This is a genomic window from Nonomuraea sp. NPDC004354 (genome assembly GCF_053602555.1).
Genome location: NZ_JBSGDV010000018.1, coordinates 102446 through 117224 on the forward strand (window position 1 = coordinate 102446; position 14779 = coordinate 117224).

14 protein-coding genes are annotated in these 14779 nt (G+C 72.2%); 11 read left to right on the forward strand and 3 right to left on the reverse strand.

The features are described from left to right. Positions 1-52: 52 nt before the first annotated feature. The 11 genes from ACWENQ_RS36100 to ACWENQ_RS36150 are packed head-to-tail and all read left to right on the forward strand — an operon-like array spanning position 53 to position 11795. On the forward strand, positions 53-781 hold the full coding sequence (locus ACWENQ_RS36100; protein ID WP_452418229.1) for an O-methyltransferase: 729 nt from the start codon (positions 53-55) through the stop codon (positions 779-781). After that, the gene (gene hppD, locus ACWENQ_RS36105) at positions 778-1791 is read left to right on the forward strand and encodes a 4-hydroxyphenylpyruvate dioxygenase (RefSeq protein ID WP_449928690.1); all 1014 of its coding nucleotides are present in this window, start codon (positions 778-780) and stop codon (positions 1789-1791) included. Before ACWENQ_RS36100 ends, hppD begins: the two co-directional genes overlap by 4 nt. Then, positions 1791-2903, forward strand: coding sequence for an alpha-hydroxy acid oxidase (locus ACWENQ_RS36110; RefSeq protein WP_452418231.1), 1113 nt, complete (start codon positions 1791-1793; stop codon positions 2901-2903). The genes hppD and ACWENQ_RS36110 overlap by 1 nt, the downstream gene beginning before the upstream one ends. Further along, complete coding sequence (locus ACWENQ_RS36115) at positions 2900-4213, forward strand: aminotransferase-like domain-containing protein (RefSeq protein WP_452418233.1); 1314 nt, start codon at positions 2900-2902, stop codon at positions 4211-4213. The genes ACWENQ_RS36110 and ACWENQ_RS36115 overlap by 4 nt, the downstream gene beginning before the upstream one ends. Positions 4214-4218: 5 nt before the next feature. After that, positions 4219-5736, forward strand: a complete 1518-nt coding sequence (locus ACWENQ_RS36120; RefSeq protein ID WP_452418235.1) for a 4-hydroxyphenylacetate 3-hydroxylase N-terminal domain-containing protein — start codon at positions 4219-4221, stop codon at positions 5734-5736. A 17-nt stretch (positions 5737-5753) separates the two neighbouring features. Continuing rightward, positions 5754-6545: a hypothetical protein gene (locus ACWENQ_RS36125; RefSeq protein WP_452418237.1), complete on the forward strand. Its 792-nt coding sequence runs from the start codon at positions 5754-5756 to the stop codon at positions 6543-6545. Beyond that, positions 6542-7807, forward strand: a complete 1266-nt coding sequence (locus ACWENQ_RS36130) for an aminotransferase class V-fold PLP-dependent enzyme (protein ID WP_452418238.1) — start codon at positions 6542-6544, stop codon at positions 7805-7807. Before ACWENQ_RS36125 ends, ACWENQ_RS36130 begins: the two co-directional genes overlap by 4 nt. Positions 7808-7815: 8 nt before the next feature. After that, complete coding sequence (locus tag ACWENQ_RS36135) at positions 7816-8643, forward strand: class I SAM-dependent methyltransferase (protein ID WP_452418240.1); 828 nt, start codon at positions 7816-7818, stop codon at positions 8641-8643. Beyond that, the gene (locus ACWENQ_RS36140; protein WP_354915471.1) at positions 8640-9767 is read left to right on the forward strand and encodes a trans-sulfuration enzyme family protein; all 1128 of its coding nucleotides are present in this window, start codon (positions 8640-8642) and stop codon (positions 9765-9767) included. Before ACWENQ_RS36135 ends, ACWENQ_RS36140 begins: the two co-directional genes overlap by 4 nt. Beyond that, complete coding sequence (locus ACWENQ_RS36145; protein ID WP_452418241.1) at positions 9764-10642, forward strand: homocysteine S-methyltransferase family protein; 879 nt, start codon at positions 9764-9766, stop codon at positions 10640-10642. Before ACWENQ_RS36140 ends, ACWENQ_RS36145 begins: the two co-directional genes overlap by 4 nt. Beyond that, positions 10596-11795 carry an aminotransferase class V-fold PLP-dependent enzyme gene (locus ACWENQ_RS36150; protein ID WP_449928672.1) on the forward strand — a complete coding sequence of 400 codons (1200 nt, stop codon included), beginning with the start codon at positions 10596-10598 and terminating at the stop codon, positions 11793-11795. Before ACWENQ_RS36145 ends, ACWENQ_RS36150 begins: the two co-directional genes overlap by 47 nt. A gap of 4 nt (positions 11796-11799) precedes the next feature. Here the strand turns inward: ACWENQ_RS36150 and ACWENQ_RS36155 are convergent, their stop codons facing one another. Genes ACWENQ_RS36155 through ACWENQ_RS36165 form a run of 3 tightly spaced genes read right to left on the reverse strand, consistent with a single transcriptional unit; the run spans position 11800 to position 14686 of the window. Continuing rightward, entirely contained in the window at positions 11800-12486 is a 687-nt protein-coding gene (locus ACWENQ_RS36155) for a DUF899 family protein (protein ID WP_452418243.1), read from the reverse strand. 12 nt (positions 12487-12498) lie between these two features. Beyond that, the gene (locus ACWENQ_RS36160) at positions 12499-14076 is read right to left on the reverse strand and encodes an alpha/beta hydrolase (protein ID WP_449928668.1); all 1578 of its coding nucleotides are present in this window, start codon (positions 14074-14076) and stop codon (positions 12499-12501) included. Between the two features lie 37 nt (positions 14077-14113). Next, positions 14114-14686: a DoxX family protein gene (locus ACWENQ_RS36165; protein ID WP_354915485.1), complete on the reverse strand. Its 573-nt coding sequence runs from the start codon at positions 14684-14686 to the stop codon at positions 14114-14116. Between the last annotated feature and the right edge of the window lie 93 nt (positions 14687-14779).

Here is a 14779-nt window from a genome sequence, read left to right on the forward strand (position 1 = left end):
GCGGGCCCCTCGGTCGGTGATGTCCTCAGCGTGCCGCATATACGAAAAGGCAATGGCGATCGATTGCTGGATCCCGAAAGATTCCACCTATTTCAGAGAAGCGCACCCTATATCTACTGATATGCAACCAATCACTTTGCCCGGCATCGAGGAATACGCCCTTGCGCACACCACTCCGGACCCCCCGAGCCTGCTGGCGCTCGCGGCGGAGACCCAGGCAAGGTGTGAGCGGCCGCACATGATGGTGGGACCGGTGGAAGCGCGTTTCCTGCAATTCCTGGTGTGGACGTTGCGTCCCAGGGCCGTCCTGGAAATCGGTACATTCACCGGCTATTCCGCGTTGTCCATGGCCGGCGAGTTGCCGCCCGACGGACACATTGTCACGTGCGAACTCAGCCAGGAGCACGCCGACATAGCGCGCAAGCACATCGCGACGGCGGGCCACGACGACCGCATCACGGTCGTCGTCGGGCCGGCCATGGAGACGATCCGCACGCTGCCCGGCCCCTTCGACCTCATCCTGCTCGACGCCGACCAGGCCCACTTCCCCGAGTACCTGGACGAGCTGGTGCCCAAGCTCGCCGACAGGGGCGTGCTCGCCGTCGACAACACCCTGTGGAGCGGGGCCGTCCTCGACCCGTCCGACACGCTGGACAGCACCGAGGGCATCCGCCGTTTCAACGACCTGGTGGCCGCGCGTACGGACCTGGTCTCGGTGCTGCTCAGCGTGCGGGACGGGCTGACCCTCATCCGCCGTGCCCCGGGAGGAACGCAGACGTGACCCCGCACGGCATCGACCACCTCGAACTGTTCACCGGCGAGCCCGCCCGGCTGACCGCCTACCTGCGGGACGGCCTCGGCTTCACCGAGCACGCCGACGTGCCCTTCCCCGTCGAGGACCGCACGTCGGTGCTGCTGACCCAGGGACACATCGAGCTCGTCGTGAGCGCGCCGCGGCAGCAGGGCAGGGCCGCCGCCTTCGTCGCCAGGCACGGCGAGGGGGTCGCCGACATCGCCCTCCGCGTCGCCGACGCGGAGGCCGCCTTCGACGCGGCCGTCGCGCGCGGGGCCAGGCCCGTGCGGGAGCCCACCACGTTCGGGCAGACGGTCATCGGGGTCGTCGGCGGGCCGGGAGACGTCGTGCACTCGCTCGTCGAAAGACCCGGACGCGAGCCCTCAGGCGCCGGCCCGCTGCTCCTGGTCGACCACGTCGCCATGTGCCTGCCCGCCGGGATGCTCGCCCCCTCCATCAGGTTCTACCGCGACGTCTTCGGCTTCGAGACGATCTTCGAGGAGAAGATCGAGATCGGTGACCAGGGCATGGACTCCAAAGTGGTGCAGAGCCCGTCGGGCGGCATCACGTTCACGCTGATCGAGCCGGACATCGCCCGCGCCCCCGGGCAGATCGACGCGTTCCTGGACCGGCACGGCGGCGCGGGAGTGCAGCACGTGGCGCTCATGACCGACGACATCGTGAGCTCCGTGGCCGAGCTCGAGGCCCGCGACGTGGAGTTCCTCACCGCCCCGCTGCGCTACTACGACACCCTCGCCGAGCGCGTGACCACCATGACCGACCGCATCCAGGTCCTGCGCGAGCGGAACGTGCTGGTCGACCGGGACCACTGGGGTGTGCTGCTGCAGATCTTCACCAAGCCCGTCCATCCCTCCGGCGCCTTCTTCTTCGAGCTCATCGAGCGGCGAGAGGCCAGGACGTTCGGCAGCGGCAACGTCCGCGCGCTGTACGAGGCCGTGGAGCAGGAGCGCCGGGCCTCCCTCGCGGCGAGACCGTGATGACGACCTCCGCGCTCGGCCAGGAGCCGTCCGTCGCCCTGCGGACGGAGGACTTCGCCGTCCTGGCACAGGCCCGGCTCGATCCCGCCGTCTGGGACTTCCTGTCCGGCGGAAGCGGCGCGGAGCGCACCCTCGCCGGCAACCTGCGGGCCTTCGACGCGGTACGGCTGCGCCCGCGGATCCTGACCGGCACGGCCGAACCGGACACCCACGTCGACGTGTTCGGGCACCGGTGGCCGGCGCCCTTCGCGATCGCCCCCGTCGCCTGCCACCGGCTGCTGCACCCGGAGGGAGAGGTCGCCACCGTCAGGGGAGCGGGAGCGCTGGGCGCCGTCACGATCGTGCCCATGCTGGCCAGCCGGACGCTGGAGGACATCAGCAGGGCGGCGGCCGGGGCCCCGCTGTGGCTGCAGCTCTTCTGGACCAGGGACCGCGGCCTCATGATCGAGCTCGTCCGGCGGGCCGAGAGCGCCGGATACGGCGCCCTGGTCATCACCTCGGACATGCCCGTGATGGCCAGGCGGCTGCGCGACCTGCGCAACCGCTTCGTGATCGAGCCGGAGCTCGGCCCGGTCAACCTCGGCTCCGCCGGGGTGCAGGTGCGCGGCGGCGAAGGCGAGTCGGGGGTGAGGGCGCACGCGGCCAGGACCTTCGACCCCACCGCCACCTGGCACGACCTGGAGTGGCTGCGCTCCACCACCAGGCTGCCCGTGATCGTCAAGGGCGTGCTCACCGACCGCGACGCGGCGCTGGCCGTACGGCACGGCGCCCAGGGCGTCGTGGTCTCCAACCACGGCGGGCGGCAGTTGGACGGGGCGCAGTCCTCGCTCACCGCCCTGCGCGAGGTGGCGGACGCGCTCGGCGGCCGGGTGCCGGTGCTCGTGGACGGCGGCGTGCGCAGGGGCGTCGACGTGCTGGTCGCGCTGGCCGCCGGCGCCGACGCGGTGCTGCTCGGCCGCGCGCCCATGTGGGGCCTCGCCGCGGCGGGCGAGCGGGGCGTGCGGGAGGTGCTCGCGCTGATCCTCGAGGAGCTGGAGGAGGCCATGCTCCTGTGCGGTGCCGCGACCACGGCCGATATCGGGCCCGGCCTGCTGTCGTGGAGCGCGCCATGACCGCGCTGCTCAACGAGATCCCGGCCGAGGACCTGTGTCCCGCGCTGGGGCATCCCGTGCTGAGCTCGGCCGCCTTCCTCAACGAGGTCGCCGGCCGCTACCCGCGGGCCGTCTCCCTGGCCGCGGGCCGGCCGTACGACGGCTTCTTCGACCCCGCCGAGCTCGGCGACAACCTGCTGGCCTACCAGGAGCACCTGATCGGGCGCGAGGGACTGTCCCCCGGCGAGGTCACCCGCCGCCTCTTCCAGTACGGCAGGACCGCCGGGCACATCCACGGCCTGATCGCCGAGCTGATCGCCAACGACGAGGGCATCCACGTGCCGGCCGAGTCGATCGTCGTGGTCAACGGGGCGCAGGAAGGCATGCTGATCACGCTCAGGGCGCTCTGCAACGCGCCCGACGACGTGCTGCTCACCACCTCTCCCGCCTACATCGGCATTCTCGGTGCGGCCAGGCTGCTCGGCATCAGCTGCGCCGCGGTGGCCGAGGACGAGGACGGCGTGGATCCCGCGGCCGTCGCGGCCGTCGCGCGCCGCCTGCGCGCCAGCGGCCGGCGCCCCCGTGCCCTGTATCTGGTGCCGGACTTCTCCAACCCCAGCGGCCACACGCTCAGCGCGGAGCGTCGCGGCGCCCTGCTGCGCGTGGCCGAGGACGAGGGGTTGCTGATCCTGGAGGACAGCCCCTACGGCTTTCTCGCCGACCCGCCGCTGCCCAGCCTGAAGTCGCTGGACACCTCGGGCCGGGTGATCCACATCGGTTCCTTCGCCAAGACGTGCTTCCCCGGGGCCAGGGTCGGCTACGTCGTCGCCGACCAGGTGGTACGGCACGCCGACGGCTCGCGCTCGACGCTGGCGGACCAGCTCGCCCTGATCCGCAGCATGATCACGGTCAACACCTCGTCGGTGGCCCAGGCCGTGATCGGCGGCATCCTGGTGCGTTCGCGATGCCGGCTGCGCGAGCACAACGCCGAGCGGATCCGCTTCTATCGCGAGAACCTGGCCGCCCTGCTGCGCGCCCTGGACCACTGGCTGCCCGATGACCTCAGGAACCGGCTCGGAGTGTCGTGGAACGCGCCGGGCGCCGGCTTCTTCGTGGTGGTCAGGGTGCCCTTCCCGGCGGACGAGAACCTGCTCACCGTCTCCGCGCGCGACTACGGCGTGGTGTGGACGCCCATGAGCTACTTCTTCGCCGACGGCGGCGGATCCCGCGCGATACGGCTGTCGTGCAGCTCGGTGAGCGCCGCCGACCTCGAGGAGGGCGCGCGCCGGCTCGCCCTGCTGGTGCGCGACACAGCCCAGATGAGGAGATGATTGCCATGGCTGCTGATGGAACGGCGGTCCGGCGGCCGTTCACCGGCGACGAGTATCTGGAAAGTCTCCGCGACGGACGGGAGATCTGGATCCACGGCGAGCGCGTCAAGGACGTCACGGAACATCCCGCCTTCCGCAACAACGCCAGAACCATCGCCGGTCTCTACGACGCGCTGTGGGACTCCCCCGACAGGGACGTGCTGACGACGGAGACCGACACCGGCAACGGCGGCTTCACCCACCGTTTCTTCCGCTCCCCCGCCGACGCCGTCGAGCTGCGGCGCAGCCGCGACGCGATCGCGGCCTGGCAGCGGCGGGTGTACGGCTGGCTGGGCCGCTCCCCCGACTACAAGGCCTCTTTCCTGGCCACCCTCGGCGCCAACGCGGACTTCTACGGCGAGTACGCGGGCAACGCCCGCCACTGGTACCGCCTCGCCCAGGAGCGGGTGCTGCACCTCAACCACGCCCTGGTGCACCCGCCGGTGGACCGGCACCGGCCCCCGGACGAGGTGGCCGACGTGTACGTGCACGTCGAGCGGGAGACCGACGAGGGCATCGTGGTGAGCGGCGCGAAGGTCGTGGCCACCGGCTCGGCCCTGACGCACTACAACTTCATCGCCCACCACGGCCTGCCGGTGAAGGAGAAGCGGTTCGGCGTGGTGTTCATCGCCGCCATGGACACCCCCGGCGTCAAGCTGCTGTGCCGCCCCTCCTACGAGCTGGCCGCGGCCACCCTGGGCAGCCCGTTCGACTACCCGCTGGCCAGCCGCATGGACGAGAACGACACGGTGATCGTCTTCGACCGGGCGCTGATCCCCTGGGAGAACGTGCTCGTCTACGGCGACGTGGAGAAGGCCAACACCTTCTTCCACAACTCCGGCTTCCTGCCCAGGTTCGCCCTCCACGGCGTCACCCGGCTGGCAGTCAAGCTCGACTTCATCTGCGGGCTGCTGATCAGGGCGGTGGAGATCAACGGCACCGACGACTTCAGGGGCGTCCAGGCCAACATCGGCGAGGCCATGGTGTGGCGGCACCTGATGTGGGCGCTGTCGGACGCGATGATCCAGGGCTGCCGCCCGTGGAACGAGGGTTACGTGCAGCCCAGCGAGGAGTACGCGCTGGCCTACCGGGTGCTGGCCCCCATCGCCTACGGCAAGGTCAGGGAGCTGGTCCTGCACACCGCGGGCAGCGGGCTGATCTACCTCAACTCCGGCGTGGCCGACTTCCACAACGAGGAGGTCCGGCCGTACCTGGACCAGTACCTGCGCGGCTCACACGGGCACACCGCGGAGAACCGGGTCAAGGTCATGAAGCTGCTCTGGGACGCGGTCGGCAGCGAGTTCGCCGGGCGGCAGGAACTGTACGAGCGCAGCTACGCGGGCAACGCCGAGGAGAACCGGGTGCAGGTGCTGCGCAAGGGCAAGGCCGCGGGGGTGGCGGGAGACATGCTCGACCTCGTCGACGTGTGCCTGTCCGAATACGACCTCACAGGCTGGATCACCCCCCGCCTGGCCGGCCCCTGAACATCCTGGGGGGAAAGGTGAGCGACCAGCCGCTGATCGACGGCGCCGACCTGGTGGCCGTGGCACAGAAGTACGTCGACGGTGCCTCGGTGTTCGCATCAGGGCGTCAGCCGCTGTCCAGGCTCGCCTCCGTCACCCTCGACCTGGACCTCGACTACTGCAGGGCGGTCGCCGACTACTACGACCGCTCCCCCCGCATGGCCTACTCCCCCGCGGTCAGGCGCAGTTACGACCGCATGAAGGAGGAGAACGCCGAGCAGTTCCACGCGATCACCGCGGCCGGGATCGAGGTCGAGCCCTGGCTCGGCCCCGGCCAGCCGTACCGCGGCTCGCGCGACCTGCGGGCCGGGGTGTTCAGGACGGGCACGATCCACGTCTTCCTGACCCGCGACGGGCACGGTCCCGGCGGGATCCACGGCTACCACCCGCTCAGGGAGGGCTCCGGGATCGTGATCCGCGGCATCGAGTTCACCCACAACGACATCTTCCGCGTCGTGCACGACGTCTTCGGCCACGTCATGCCGGGCAACAGCTTCGGACCGCGGGGCGAGCTCCTGGCGGCCTACTGCCACATGCACATGTACTCCGACGACGTGCACCCGGTCATCTTCATCGAGCACGTCGGCCAGATCTGCTGGTTCTTCTACGGGCCGCACCTGCGTGACCCGGCGGGACTCCTGCCCAGGCCGGGCGAGCCCGGCTACGTCCCGCCTCCGGACCGGCCGTACGCCGCGCAGAAGGTCTTCCCCTTCGAGCGGAAGTACATCGACCGGTTTCACAGCATGTTCTCCACACGGGAGTTGGGATGACACACAGCCTGGAGCACTTCGTCCTGTCCGAGACGGTCAGGGAGGACTTCCCCTTCCTGCGGCAGGGCGAGCCGCTCGTCTACCTTGACAACGCGGCGACCACGCAGAAGCCGCAGGCCGTCCTCGACGCGCTGATCGACTACTACACCCGCAGCAACAGCAACGTCGGGCGCGGCTACTACCGGCTGAGCATGGAGTCGACCGAACGCTACGAGCAGGCCAGAGCGGTCGTCCAGCGCGCTCTCGGGGCCCGGCACCCCGAAGAGGTGATCTTCACCAGGAGCACGACCGACGCCACCAACCTCGTGGTCGACACCCTCGGCAGGCAGCTGGTGCGGGCGGGCGACCAGGTCGTGGTCACCGGCATGGAGCACAACTCCAACCTGCTGCCCTGGCGGCGGCTGTGCGAGGAGACGGGCGCCAAGCTCGTCGTCGTGCCCGTCAACGCCCAGGGCCGCGTGGACACCGCCGCCTTCGCCGCCGCGCTGGGGCCGCGCACCAGGCTCGCGGCCGTCGCGCACGTCTCCAACGTGCTCGGCACGGTCAACCCGGTCCAGGAGCTGGTCGCCGAGGCGCACCGGCACGGCGTCATCGTGATGGTCGACGGCGCCCAGGCGGTGCCCCACCGGCCGGTGGACGTCGCCGAGCTGGGAGCCGACTTCTACTGCTTCTCCGGGCACAAGGTCTACGGGCCCATGGGCATCGGCGTGCTGTACGGCAGGCGCGAGCTGCTCTCCGAGCTGCCGCCCTACCAGGTGGGCGGCGGCACGGTGAAGGGGGTGACCTTCGCCGAGCCGGTCGAGTACGTGCCCGTGCCCAACCGGCTGGAGGCCGGCACCCCGCACGTCGCGGGGGCGGTCGCGCTCGCGGCCGCCTTCGAGTACCTGGAGCACCTGGGCTGGGACGCCGTGCGGCGGCACGACGACACGCTGGTGCGCGCGACGCTCGACGCCGTGGCCGGCCTGGACGGCGTGCACGTCGTCGGCGATCCGGGCGGCGACCCCTGCGGGATCGTCTCCCTGTCCTTCGAGGGCCTGCACCCCTACGACGTGGGCGGCCACCTCGACCGGCACGGCATCGCCGTGCGCTGCGGGGTGCACTGCGCCAGCACCTTCCTCGACGACCTCGGGCTGGTCGGCACCGTTCGCATCTCGTTCGGCGTGTACAACACGCCGGCGGAGATCGAACGGCTCCGCGACGTCCTGGCGACCGTCGAGCCGGGCTTCTGGACCCTCGAGCAGCCGACCACCCGATTCCTCTGAGGTGCGCCATGACGTCGGTCGTGAACGAGCAGCGCGAGATCTGGGACGCGGTCAGCGAGGGCTGGCGGCGCTGGCAGAACGTCTTCGAGCGGGGCGCGGCCTCCGTGAGCACGGCGCTCGTGCGCATGGGCGGCCTGCGCCCCGGGCAGTCGGTGCTCGACGTCGGGACGGGGCTGGGCGAGCCGGCACTCACCGCCGCCGGAGTGGTCGGGCCGCGGGGCAGGGTGCTCGGGATCGACGTGTCCCCCGCCATGATCAGCGCCGCTCGCGCGCGGGCGGCGCACCTGCCCTTCGCGGAGTTCGTGGTGGGCGAGGTGACGACGGCGGCGCTGGCGCCGGGCGCCTTCGACGCCGTGCTCAGCCGCTGGGGGCTGATGTTCGCCGCCGACCGTGCCGCCACGCTGCGCGCGCTGGCCGGGCTGCTCAGGCCCGGAGGCGTGCTGGCCGCGGCGACGTGGGCGCCGCCGCCTGCCGTACCCATGATCAGCCTCGCCTTCCGGGTCATCGCCGAGCGGCTCGCGCTGGCCCCGCCGCCTCCGGGCCTGCCCGGCCCCTTCTCCATGGCCGACCCGAAGGCGGTGGCCGCCGAGCTCGCCGAGGCGGGCTTCACCGAGGTCACCGTCACCGAGCGGAAGGTGCCGTTCGTCATGGACTCGGTGTCGCACTTCGTGGCCTTCTCCAGGGACGTGCTCCCGCCCAGGATGCGCTCGCTCGTACGGGAGGCGGCCGACCCGCTGATCTGGGAGGCGGTCGCCGAGGCCGCCGCGGCCCACGCCAGGCCGGACGGGTCGCTCGACCTCACCTCCACCTGCCTGTGCGTGCGGGGTGTCCGGTGAGGCCCGACACCAAGCTGATCCACGCCGGGCGGCCCAGGGAATCCGGCACCGGAGACGTGATCCCGCCCGTGCACCTGTCGGCCACCTACGACCGGCGACCGCAGGACCCGCCGCGGTACTTCTACGGCCGCGGCGAGAACCCCACCCGCGAGGATCTCGAGCTGTGCCTGGCGGCCCTCGAGAACGCCGCGTTCGCCACCGCCTACGCCTCCGGGCAGGCCGCCGCGGCCGCGGTGGTGGGCCTGCTGTCTCCCGGCGACCGGCTGGTCTGCTCCGACAACGTCTACAGCGGCACCCGCGCCCTGCTGGAGTGGACCGGCAAGTACGGCATCACCGTCGAGTACGCCGATCTGGCGGAGCCGTCCCTCGTCGAACGCGCGGTCCAGGGCGCCGACCTGGTGTGGGTGGAGAGCCCCACCAACCCGCTGATGAAGATCGCCGACCTCGACCTCGTCTGCCGCGCGGCCCGCGCCACGGGAGCCACCGTCGTCGTGGACAACACGCTCGCCGGTCCGCTGCTCCAGCAGCCGCTGAGCTGGGGCGCGGACATCACGCTCTACAGCACCACCAAGTCGATCTCGGGCCATCTCGACGTGATCGGCGGCGCGCTCGTCTACAACCGTCCCGAGCTGCACGACCAGCTGCTCGCCCACCGCACCGCCACCGGCGGCGTCCCGGGGGCGCTGGACTGCTTCCTGATCCACCGAGGGCTGAGGACCCTGTCGGTCCGGGTCGAGCGCCAGGTGCGCACCGCCGAGGCGATCGCCGCGATGCTCGCCGGTCACCCGTCGGTCTCCCTGGTCCGCTACCCGGGCCTGCCCGACCACCCCCAGTACGACGTCGCCAAGCGTCAGATGTCCGGCCCCGGTTCGGTGCTGAGCTTCGAGTACGCCGGCGACCCCGCCGCGCTGATGGCGCGGCTGCGCTTCTTCGGCTGCGCGGTGAGCCTGGGCGGGGTGCACTCCCTGATCGAGTGTCCCGCCATGATGACCCAGCGTCCCGTCCCCCGTGAGGTACGGCTTCGCATGGGGCTGTCCGATCGCCTCATCCGGCTGTCGGTCGGCCTGGAGGACCGGCGCGACCTCATGGAGGACCTGCAGGAGGCCATGCGAGGAGCGCCGTGATCCTCCTGGACGGGGCGGTGGCCACGGAGCTGGAGCGGCGCGGGCTGCCCATGGCCGCCCCCTGGTGGACCACCCGGGCCCTGCTCACCGAGCACGGCCGGGAGCTGCTGCGTGCCGTGCACCGGCGCTACCTGGAGGCGGGGGCCAGGGTGCTGACCGCCAACACCTTCCGCTGCAACCTGCGGGCGTTGCGGCGGGCCGAGCTGGACGAGCGGCAGGCGGGCCGCATGGTGCGGCTCGCCGTGGACCTGGCGCGGTCGGCGCGGGACGGTCACGACGACGTGGTGGTGGCCGGTTCGATGGCCCCGGTCGAGGACTGCTACCGGCCCGACCTCGTCCCCGCCGACGCCGAGCTCCGTGCCGAGCACCGGTGGATGGCCGGGCAGCTGGCGGCGGCCGGAGTCGACCTCGCCCTGATCGAGACGGTCAACACCGTCCGCGAGGCGCGGATCGCGGTGGAGGAGGCGCGGGAGGCGGGACTGACCGCCTGGGTCAGCTTCGTCTGCGGCCCCTCCGCCACCCTGCTGTCGGGTGAGCCGGTCGCGCGTGCCGCCGCCGCCGTCTACCGCGCGGGGGCCGCGGCCGTGCTCGTCAACTGCACCTCGCTGGACGTGGCGCGCGGCTGCGTCGCCGAACTGGCCGGCCTCGGCGCGGGCGACATCGGCGTCATGCCCAACCTCGAACCCCGCAACGGCCCTCCGGTGCCACCCGAACGCTTCGCCGCGCTGATGTCCGGCTGGCGGCGGCGGTACGGCCTGACCCTGCTCGGCGGCTGTTGCGGCACGACCCCTGCCCACATCACGGCCCTGAACGGATGGGAAGACGCGCATGATGGACTGGCCGCAGGTCCGCGAGCTGTTCACGATCGACCCTGACCTCATCCACCTCAACACCGCCGGCCTCGGCTCGGCGCCGCGCCCCGTGCTGGACGTCATCGGCGGCGCCGACCGGGTGTACGCGAGGTCGCCGCGCGACCCGTTCGCCGACACCGCCCTCACCGACGTGCGGGAGTCCCTGGCGGGCGGGCTGGGATGCGAGGCCGACGAGCTGGCCGTCGTGCCGAGCGCCACCGACGCCAACGCCCGGATCCTGGCCGGGCTCGACCTGCGCGAAGGCGACGAGATCATCACCACCGACCACGAGTGCTACACCGTGCGCGCGCCGCTGTGCCAGCTGCGCGACCGTCGGGGCGTCGTCCTCAGGGAGCTCACCCCGCCGGTCGGGGCGGGGCAGCGGGCCGAGGAGATCGTCGAGCTGGTACGGTCGGCGATCACGCCGCGCACCAGGGTGCTCCAGTGGGCCGGGATCACGCTGACCACCGGAGCCGCCTTCCCCACGGCCGAGCTGGTCGAGCTGGCGCGGCGGCACGACCTGATCACGGTGCTCGACGGCAGCCAGGTGCTCGGCCACGTCCCCCTGCGGCTGCGGGAGCTGGGGGTCGACTTCCTCAGCGCGTCGGGATCGCGCTACCAGTGCGGCCCCATGGGCACCGGCCTGATCTACGCGCGCAACCGGCCCCTGCCCCTGCCGGTCTTCTGGCCGGTCGTCTCCCTGCTCTACCCGCTGCGGGACGGCCTGCCCGCCCGGCCCCACGACCTCGGGCGGCTGCTCCAGCAGAGCGACTCGGCCGACCTGTCGCGGGCGCAGGGCCTGCGCATCGCCTGCGAGCTGTGGGACCGCATCGGCCGCGACCGCATCCGGCGCCACGTCCTGGAGCTGAGCGCCCACCTCAAGGAGCGCGTCGTCCATCACTGGGGCCGGGCCGCGCTCCTCAGTCCCTTGGACGACCCGCGGCTGCACTCGGGCCTGGTGGCCTTCGACCCCTTCGGGGGGAGCGCGGACATCGGCGGGTTCGTCCAGCTCAAGCGGCAGCTGGCCGATGAGCACGGGATCACCGTCGAGATCACCCGCTTCGCCCGCCCCGGCGTGCGGGACGAGCTGCCCGCGGTCCGGGTCTCCCCGCACCTGTACAACGACGTGGAGCAGATCGACCGGGCGATCGACACGATGATCAAACTCTGCCGCTGAAGGGTCAGCGGGCCGGGCGGCTGGGATACCAGTCGCCCCGGCCCTGCGGCAGCAGGTCGAGCAGCGACCAGGTCGCGCAGAGCAGGTCGAGGCCGCGGGCGTCGCCGCCGTCACCCGGCTGGTACGGCTCGTCGCCGGGGTCGCTCAGCATGGCCGAGCCCTGCCAGGAGATCCTGACGCGCCCGTCGGACCTGTCGTAGACGGTCACCACGGGTTCGAGGTCACCGGGATGGGCGCGCAGCCCGAGCCGGTCGGTGAGGTCGCCGGGACGCGTGGAGTAGAGGGGCACCCACCGCCACTGCCGGCGCCGCGCCACCTCGGCCAGGCGCGCGGGTCCGGCGGGCGCCATGACGGCCACCGCGGTGCGCTCGAGCAGGTGCGGGGTGACGGCGTCGATGCCGTCGACCCACATGGAGCACAGGGGGCACGGCTCCGGCCAGTCCTCGTCGAACATCATGTTGTAGACGAGCAGCGTGTGATGGTCGCCGAACAGCCCGCTCAGGCGCGCCGGCGAGCCGTCGAGCGCGGCGAGCGGCGGGTCATCGTCCAGCTCGGGCCCCGGGGGCAGGGCCCGCCGCCGCGCGGCCACCTGCTCGCCCAGCTCGCGCAACCGGCGTTCGGCGCTCAGCAGTTCGGCCCGCGCCTTGACGTACTCGGGCGTGGCCGACTCGAACAGAGCGGGACGTGACACCTCGGCTCCACCTCACCACATGATCGGCGACAACTGGCTCAGCACCCACGCCACCGCCCCCGCCTGCACGAACGCGGTGACCCTGTGGTCGCGGCCCAGCGCGTACAGGCCGTAGGCGGCCAGTTCGAGCAGGAGCAGGATGGGCGCCAGCACCATGACGTACAACCCCAGCATGCCAGGCAGCACCTGGGTGATGACGCCAATCATGACAACGGCCAGCATCAGCAGGCGAGCCGCGAGCGACTTGGCCGCGGCGGCCGGCGGGCGGCCGCGGCGCAGCAACCGGTCGGCGGCCAGGAAGAAGGGCAGGATCAGCGCGGTCGCGAGCGCCCAGAGCAGCACGCGCTTCGGGGTGGGCACCAGTCCGTGCACCATCGCCCCGAGCGGGGTCAGCACGACGATCACGCCCACGAGGACCAGCGCGGCGGGCGCGAGCGTGTGTCGTGCGGACCACGCCTGCGCAGCCGGGAGCCACTGCCGTGCCGGAGTGAGCCGGCCCACGGCCAGGAGGATCGTTCCCGCGACGCCCAGCAGCACCGCCAGCGCGCCGCCCGCCTCCATCCCGAGCAGGTGGCCCGCGTCACCCCAGGCCAGCCACGGCAGCGGCAGCAGCAGCGCGCCGCCCACCAGCAGAAGGCCGAGCACGGGACGCCCCGCCTCGGCGGTCGGCTCGCCGCTGCGGGCCAGCGCGCCGCCGGCGAAGCCCACGAGCGTGAGGAGTACGGCGGCGCAGGGCAGGTAGAGCACCGTCAGCAGCGGCCGCCGATCCGCGGCGCCGGACGGCGTGGCCGGACGGCCGGTCACCTTGGCCACCCAGTCCACCACGTAACCGGCCGTCAGGTCCGAGAAGAGCATGGTCAGGTGGTTGGTCCCGGCCACCTCCCGCAGGGCCACGGCCGTGCCCTGAGCGTGGTCGCCGTTGACCTGGCCGTAGGCGAGCGGGGTGCCCGACCACAGGCGGGCCGTGCGCTCGGCGCCCTCCCGCACGACGCCCGCGTCGCCCTCCGCCACCACGAACAGGACGTTCCTGGCTCTGGTGCCGGGTTCGACGCCGCCCATGGCGCCGCCCATGGCGACGGTCGCGACGGGCCGCCGATCGCGCACCGCGAAGCCGAGCACGCCGGCGGCGCCCATCGAGTGGCCGACGACGACGACCTTGGCCGGGTCCACGTAGGGGACCGTGCCCAGCCAGGTGAGGACGGCGTCCAGATCGGAGCGCATGCCCTCGAACCCGGCCGACTGGTGCCGTTCGGTGCTCAGGCCGTGGCCGCGGAAGTCGAAGGTGACCACCGCGTAGCCCGCGGCGGCCACGCGCCGCGCGAGCACGCTCATGGTGGCCTGGTCGGCGGAGTGGCCGTGTGCGATCACGACCACGGGCGGCCTGCTCCCCTGCGGAGGCGGGTCAGGCATGCCCAGGACGCCCGGAGCCGTGACCGTGCCCGGCACGTACAGCGTGGCCGGCACCCGGCCGTCGACGAGCACCGGGCGGTGCGGCACGCCGCCGCGTTCCTCCCCGCCCAGCGCGAGGGCCAGCCAGCCGCCGACCGCCACGGACACGAACGTCACCAGAGCGACGAGAGCTCTGTTCACCGGGTCTCCTCGGGTACGGCGGCCCGCCGGCCGACGATCACTTGATGAACGGGACGATGGCCACGAACGCGAGCACCGTGAGCACGGCCGCGATCGCCCTGACGCGGCCGAGGGCCCGGCCGGACAGCTTGCTGTCCAGGGCGAACCTGCCCGCTCCGGCCAGCAGGAGGCCCAGCCCGCCCGCGAGCACGGCCAGCTCCCACTCGAAGCCCGTCGGCATGAAGAAGCCGCCGCCCGCGGAGAGCTTGATGTAGCTGGAGGCGGCCATCGTGACCACCACGATCGCCGCGCCCACCGAGGTGAGCAGCCCTGCCAGGAGCAGGACGCCGGCGATCACCTCGGAGACCGCGGTGATCCACGAGAAGGCCTGGGACGCCCCGACTCCCTTGGAGCCGAGGTAGCCGGCCATCTTGGCGGTGTCCCATCCGGTCCACGCGCCGAACAGGTTCTGCACGCCGTGCAGGAGGAAGGTGGCGCCGAGCGCCACACGGAGGACGAGCAGCCCGGCACTCACCCAGGTGTCCCGGACCGTCGCCGCCGACCAAGAGCTGGCACTGTCACCGTTCACTCCCCCGTCCCAGTGCCGTGGACGGGCTGCTTCGGTAGCCATACTCGGCAAGGTAGGCAGGCACCGACCGGCCCGCTCGGCATCTGTCGGGCGAGCGACAGCTCACTGGGCAATCGGGCGCCGGCACGCGATCAT

What these genes read in the sequence shown, in the direction of transcription:
- ACWENQ_RS36130 (WP_452418238.1), top strand. Translation starts at nt 6,542, where the DNA reads ATGACACACAGCCTGGAGCACTTCGTCCTGTCCGAGACGGTCAGGGAG.
- ACWENQ_RS36150 (WP_449928672.1), top strand. Translation starts at nt 10,596, where the DNA reads ATGATGGACTGGCCGCAGGTCCGCGAGCTGTTCACGATCGACCCTGAC.
- ACWENQ_RS36100 (WP_452418229.1), top strand. Translation starts at nt 53, where the DNA reads ATGGCGATCGATTGCTGGATCCCGAAAGATTCCACCTATTTCAGAGAA.
- ACWENQ_RS36135 (WP_452418240.1), top strand. Translation starts at nt 7,816, where the DNA reads ATGACGTCGGTCGTGAACGAGCAGCGCGAGATCTGGGACGCGGTCAGC.
- ACWENQ_RS36110 (WP_452418231.1), top strand. Translation starts at nt 1,791, where the DNA reads ATGACGACCTCCGCGCTCGGCCAGGAGCCGTCCGTCGCCCTGCGGACG.
- ACWENQ_RS36165 (WP_354915485.1), bottom strand. Translation starts at nt 14,686, where the DNA reads ATGGCTACCGAAGCAGCCCGTCCACGGCACTGGGACGGGGGAGTGAAC.
- ACWENQ_RS36115 (WP_452418233.1), top strand. Translation starts at nt 2,900, where the DNA reads ATGACCGCGCTGCTCAACGAGATCCCGGCCGAGGACCTGTGTCCCGCG.
- ACWENQ_RS36120 (WP_452418235.1), top strand. Translation starts at nt 4,219, where the DNA reads ATGGCTGCTGATGGAACGGCGGTCCGGCGGCCGTTCACCGGCGACGAG.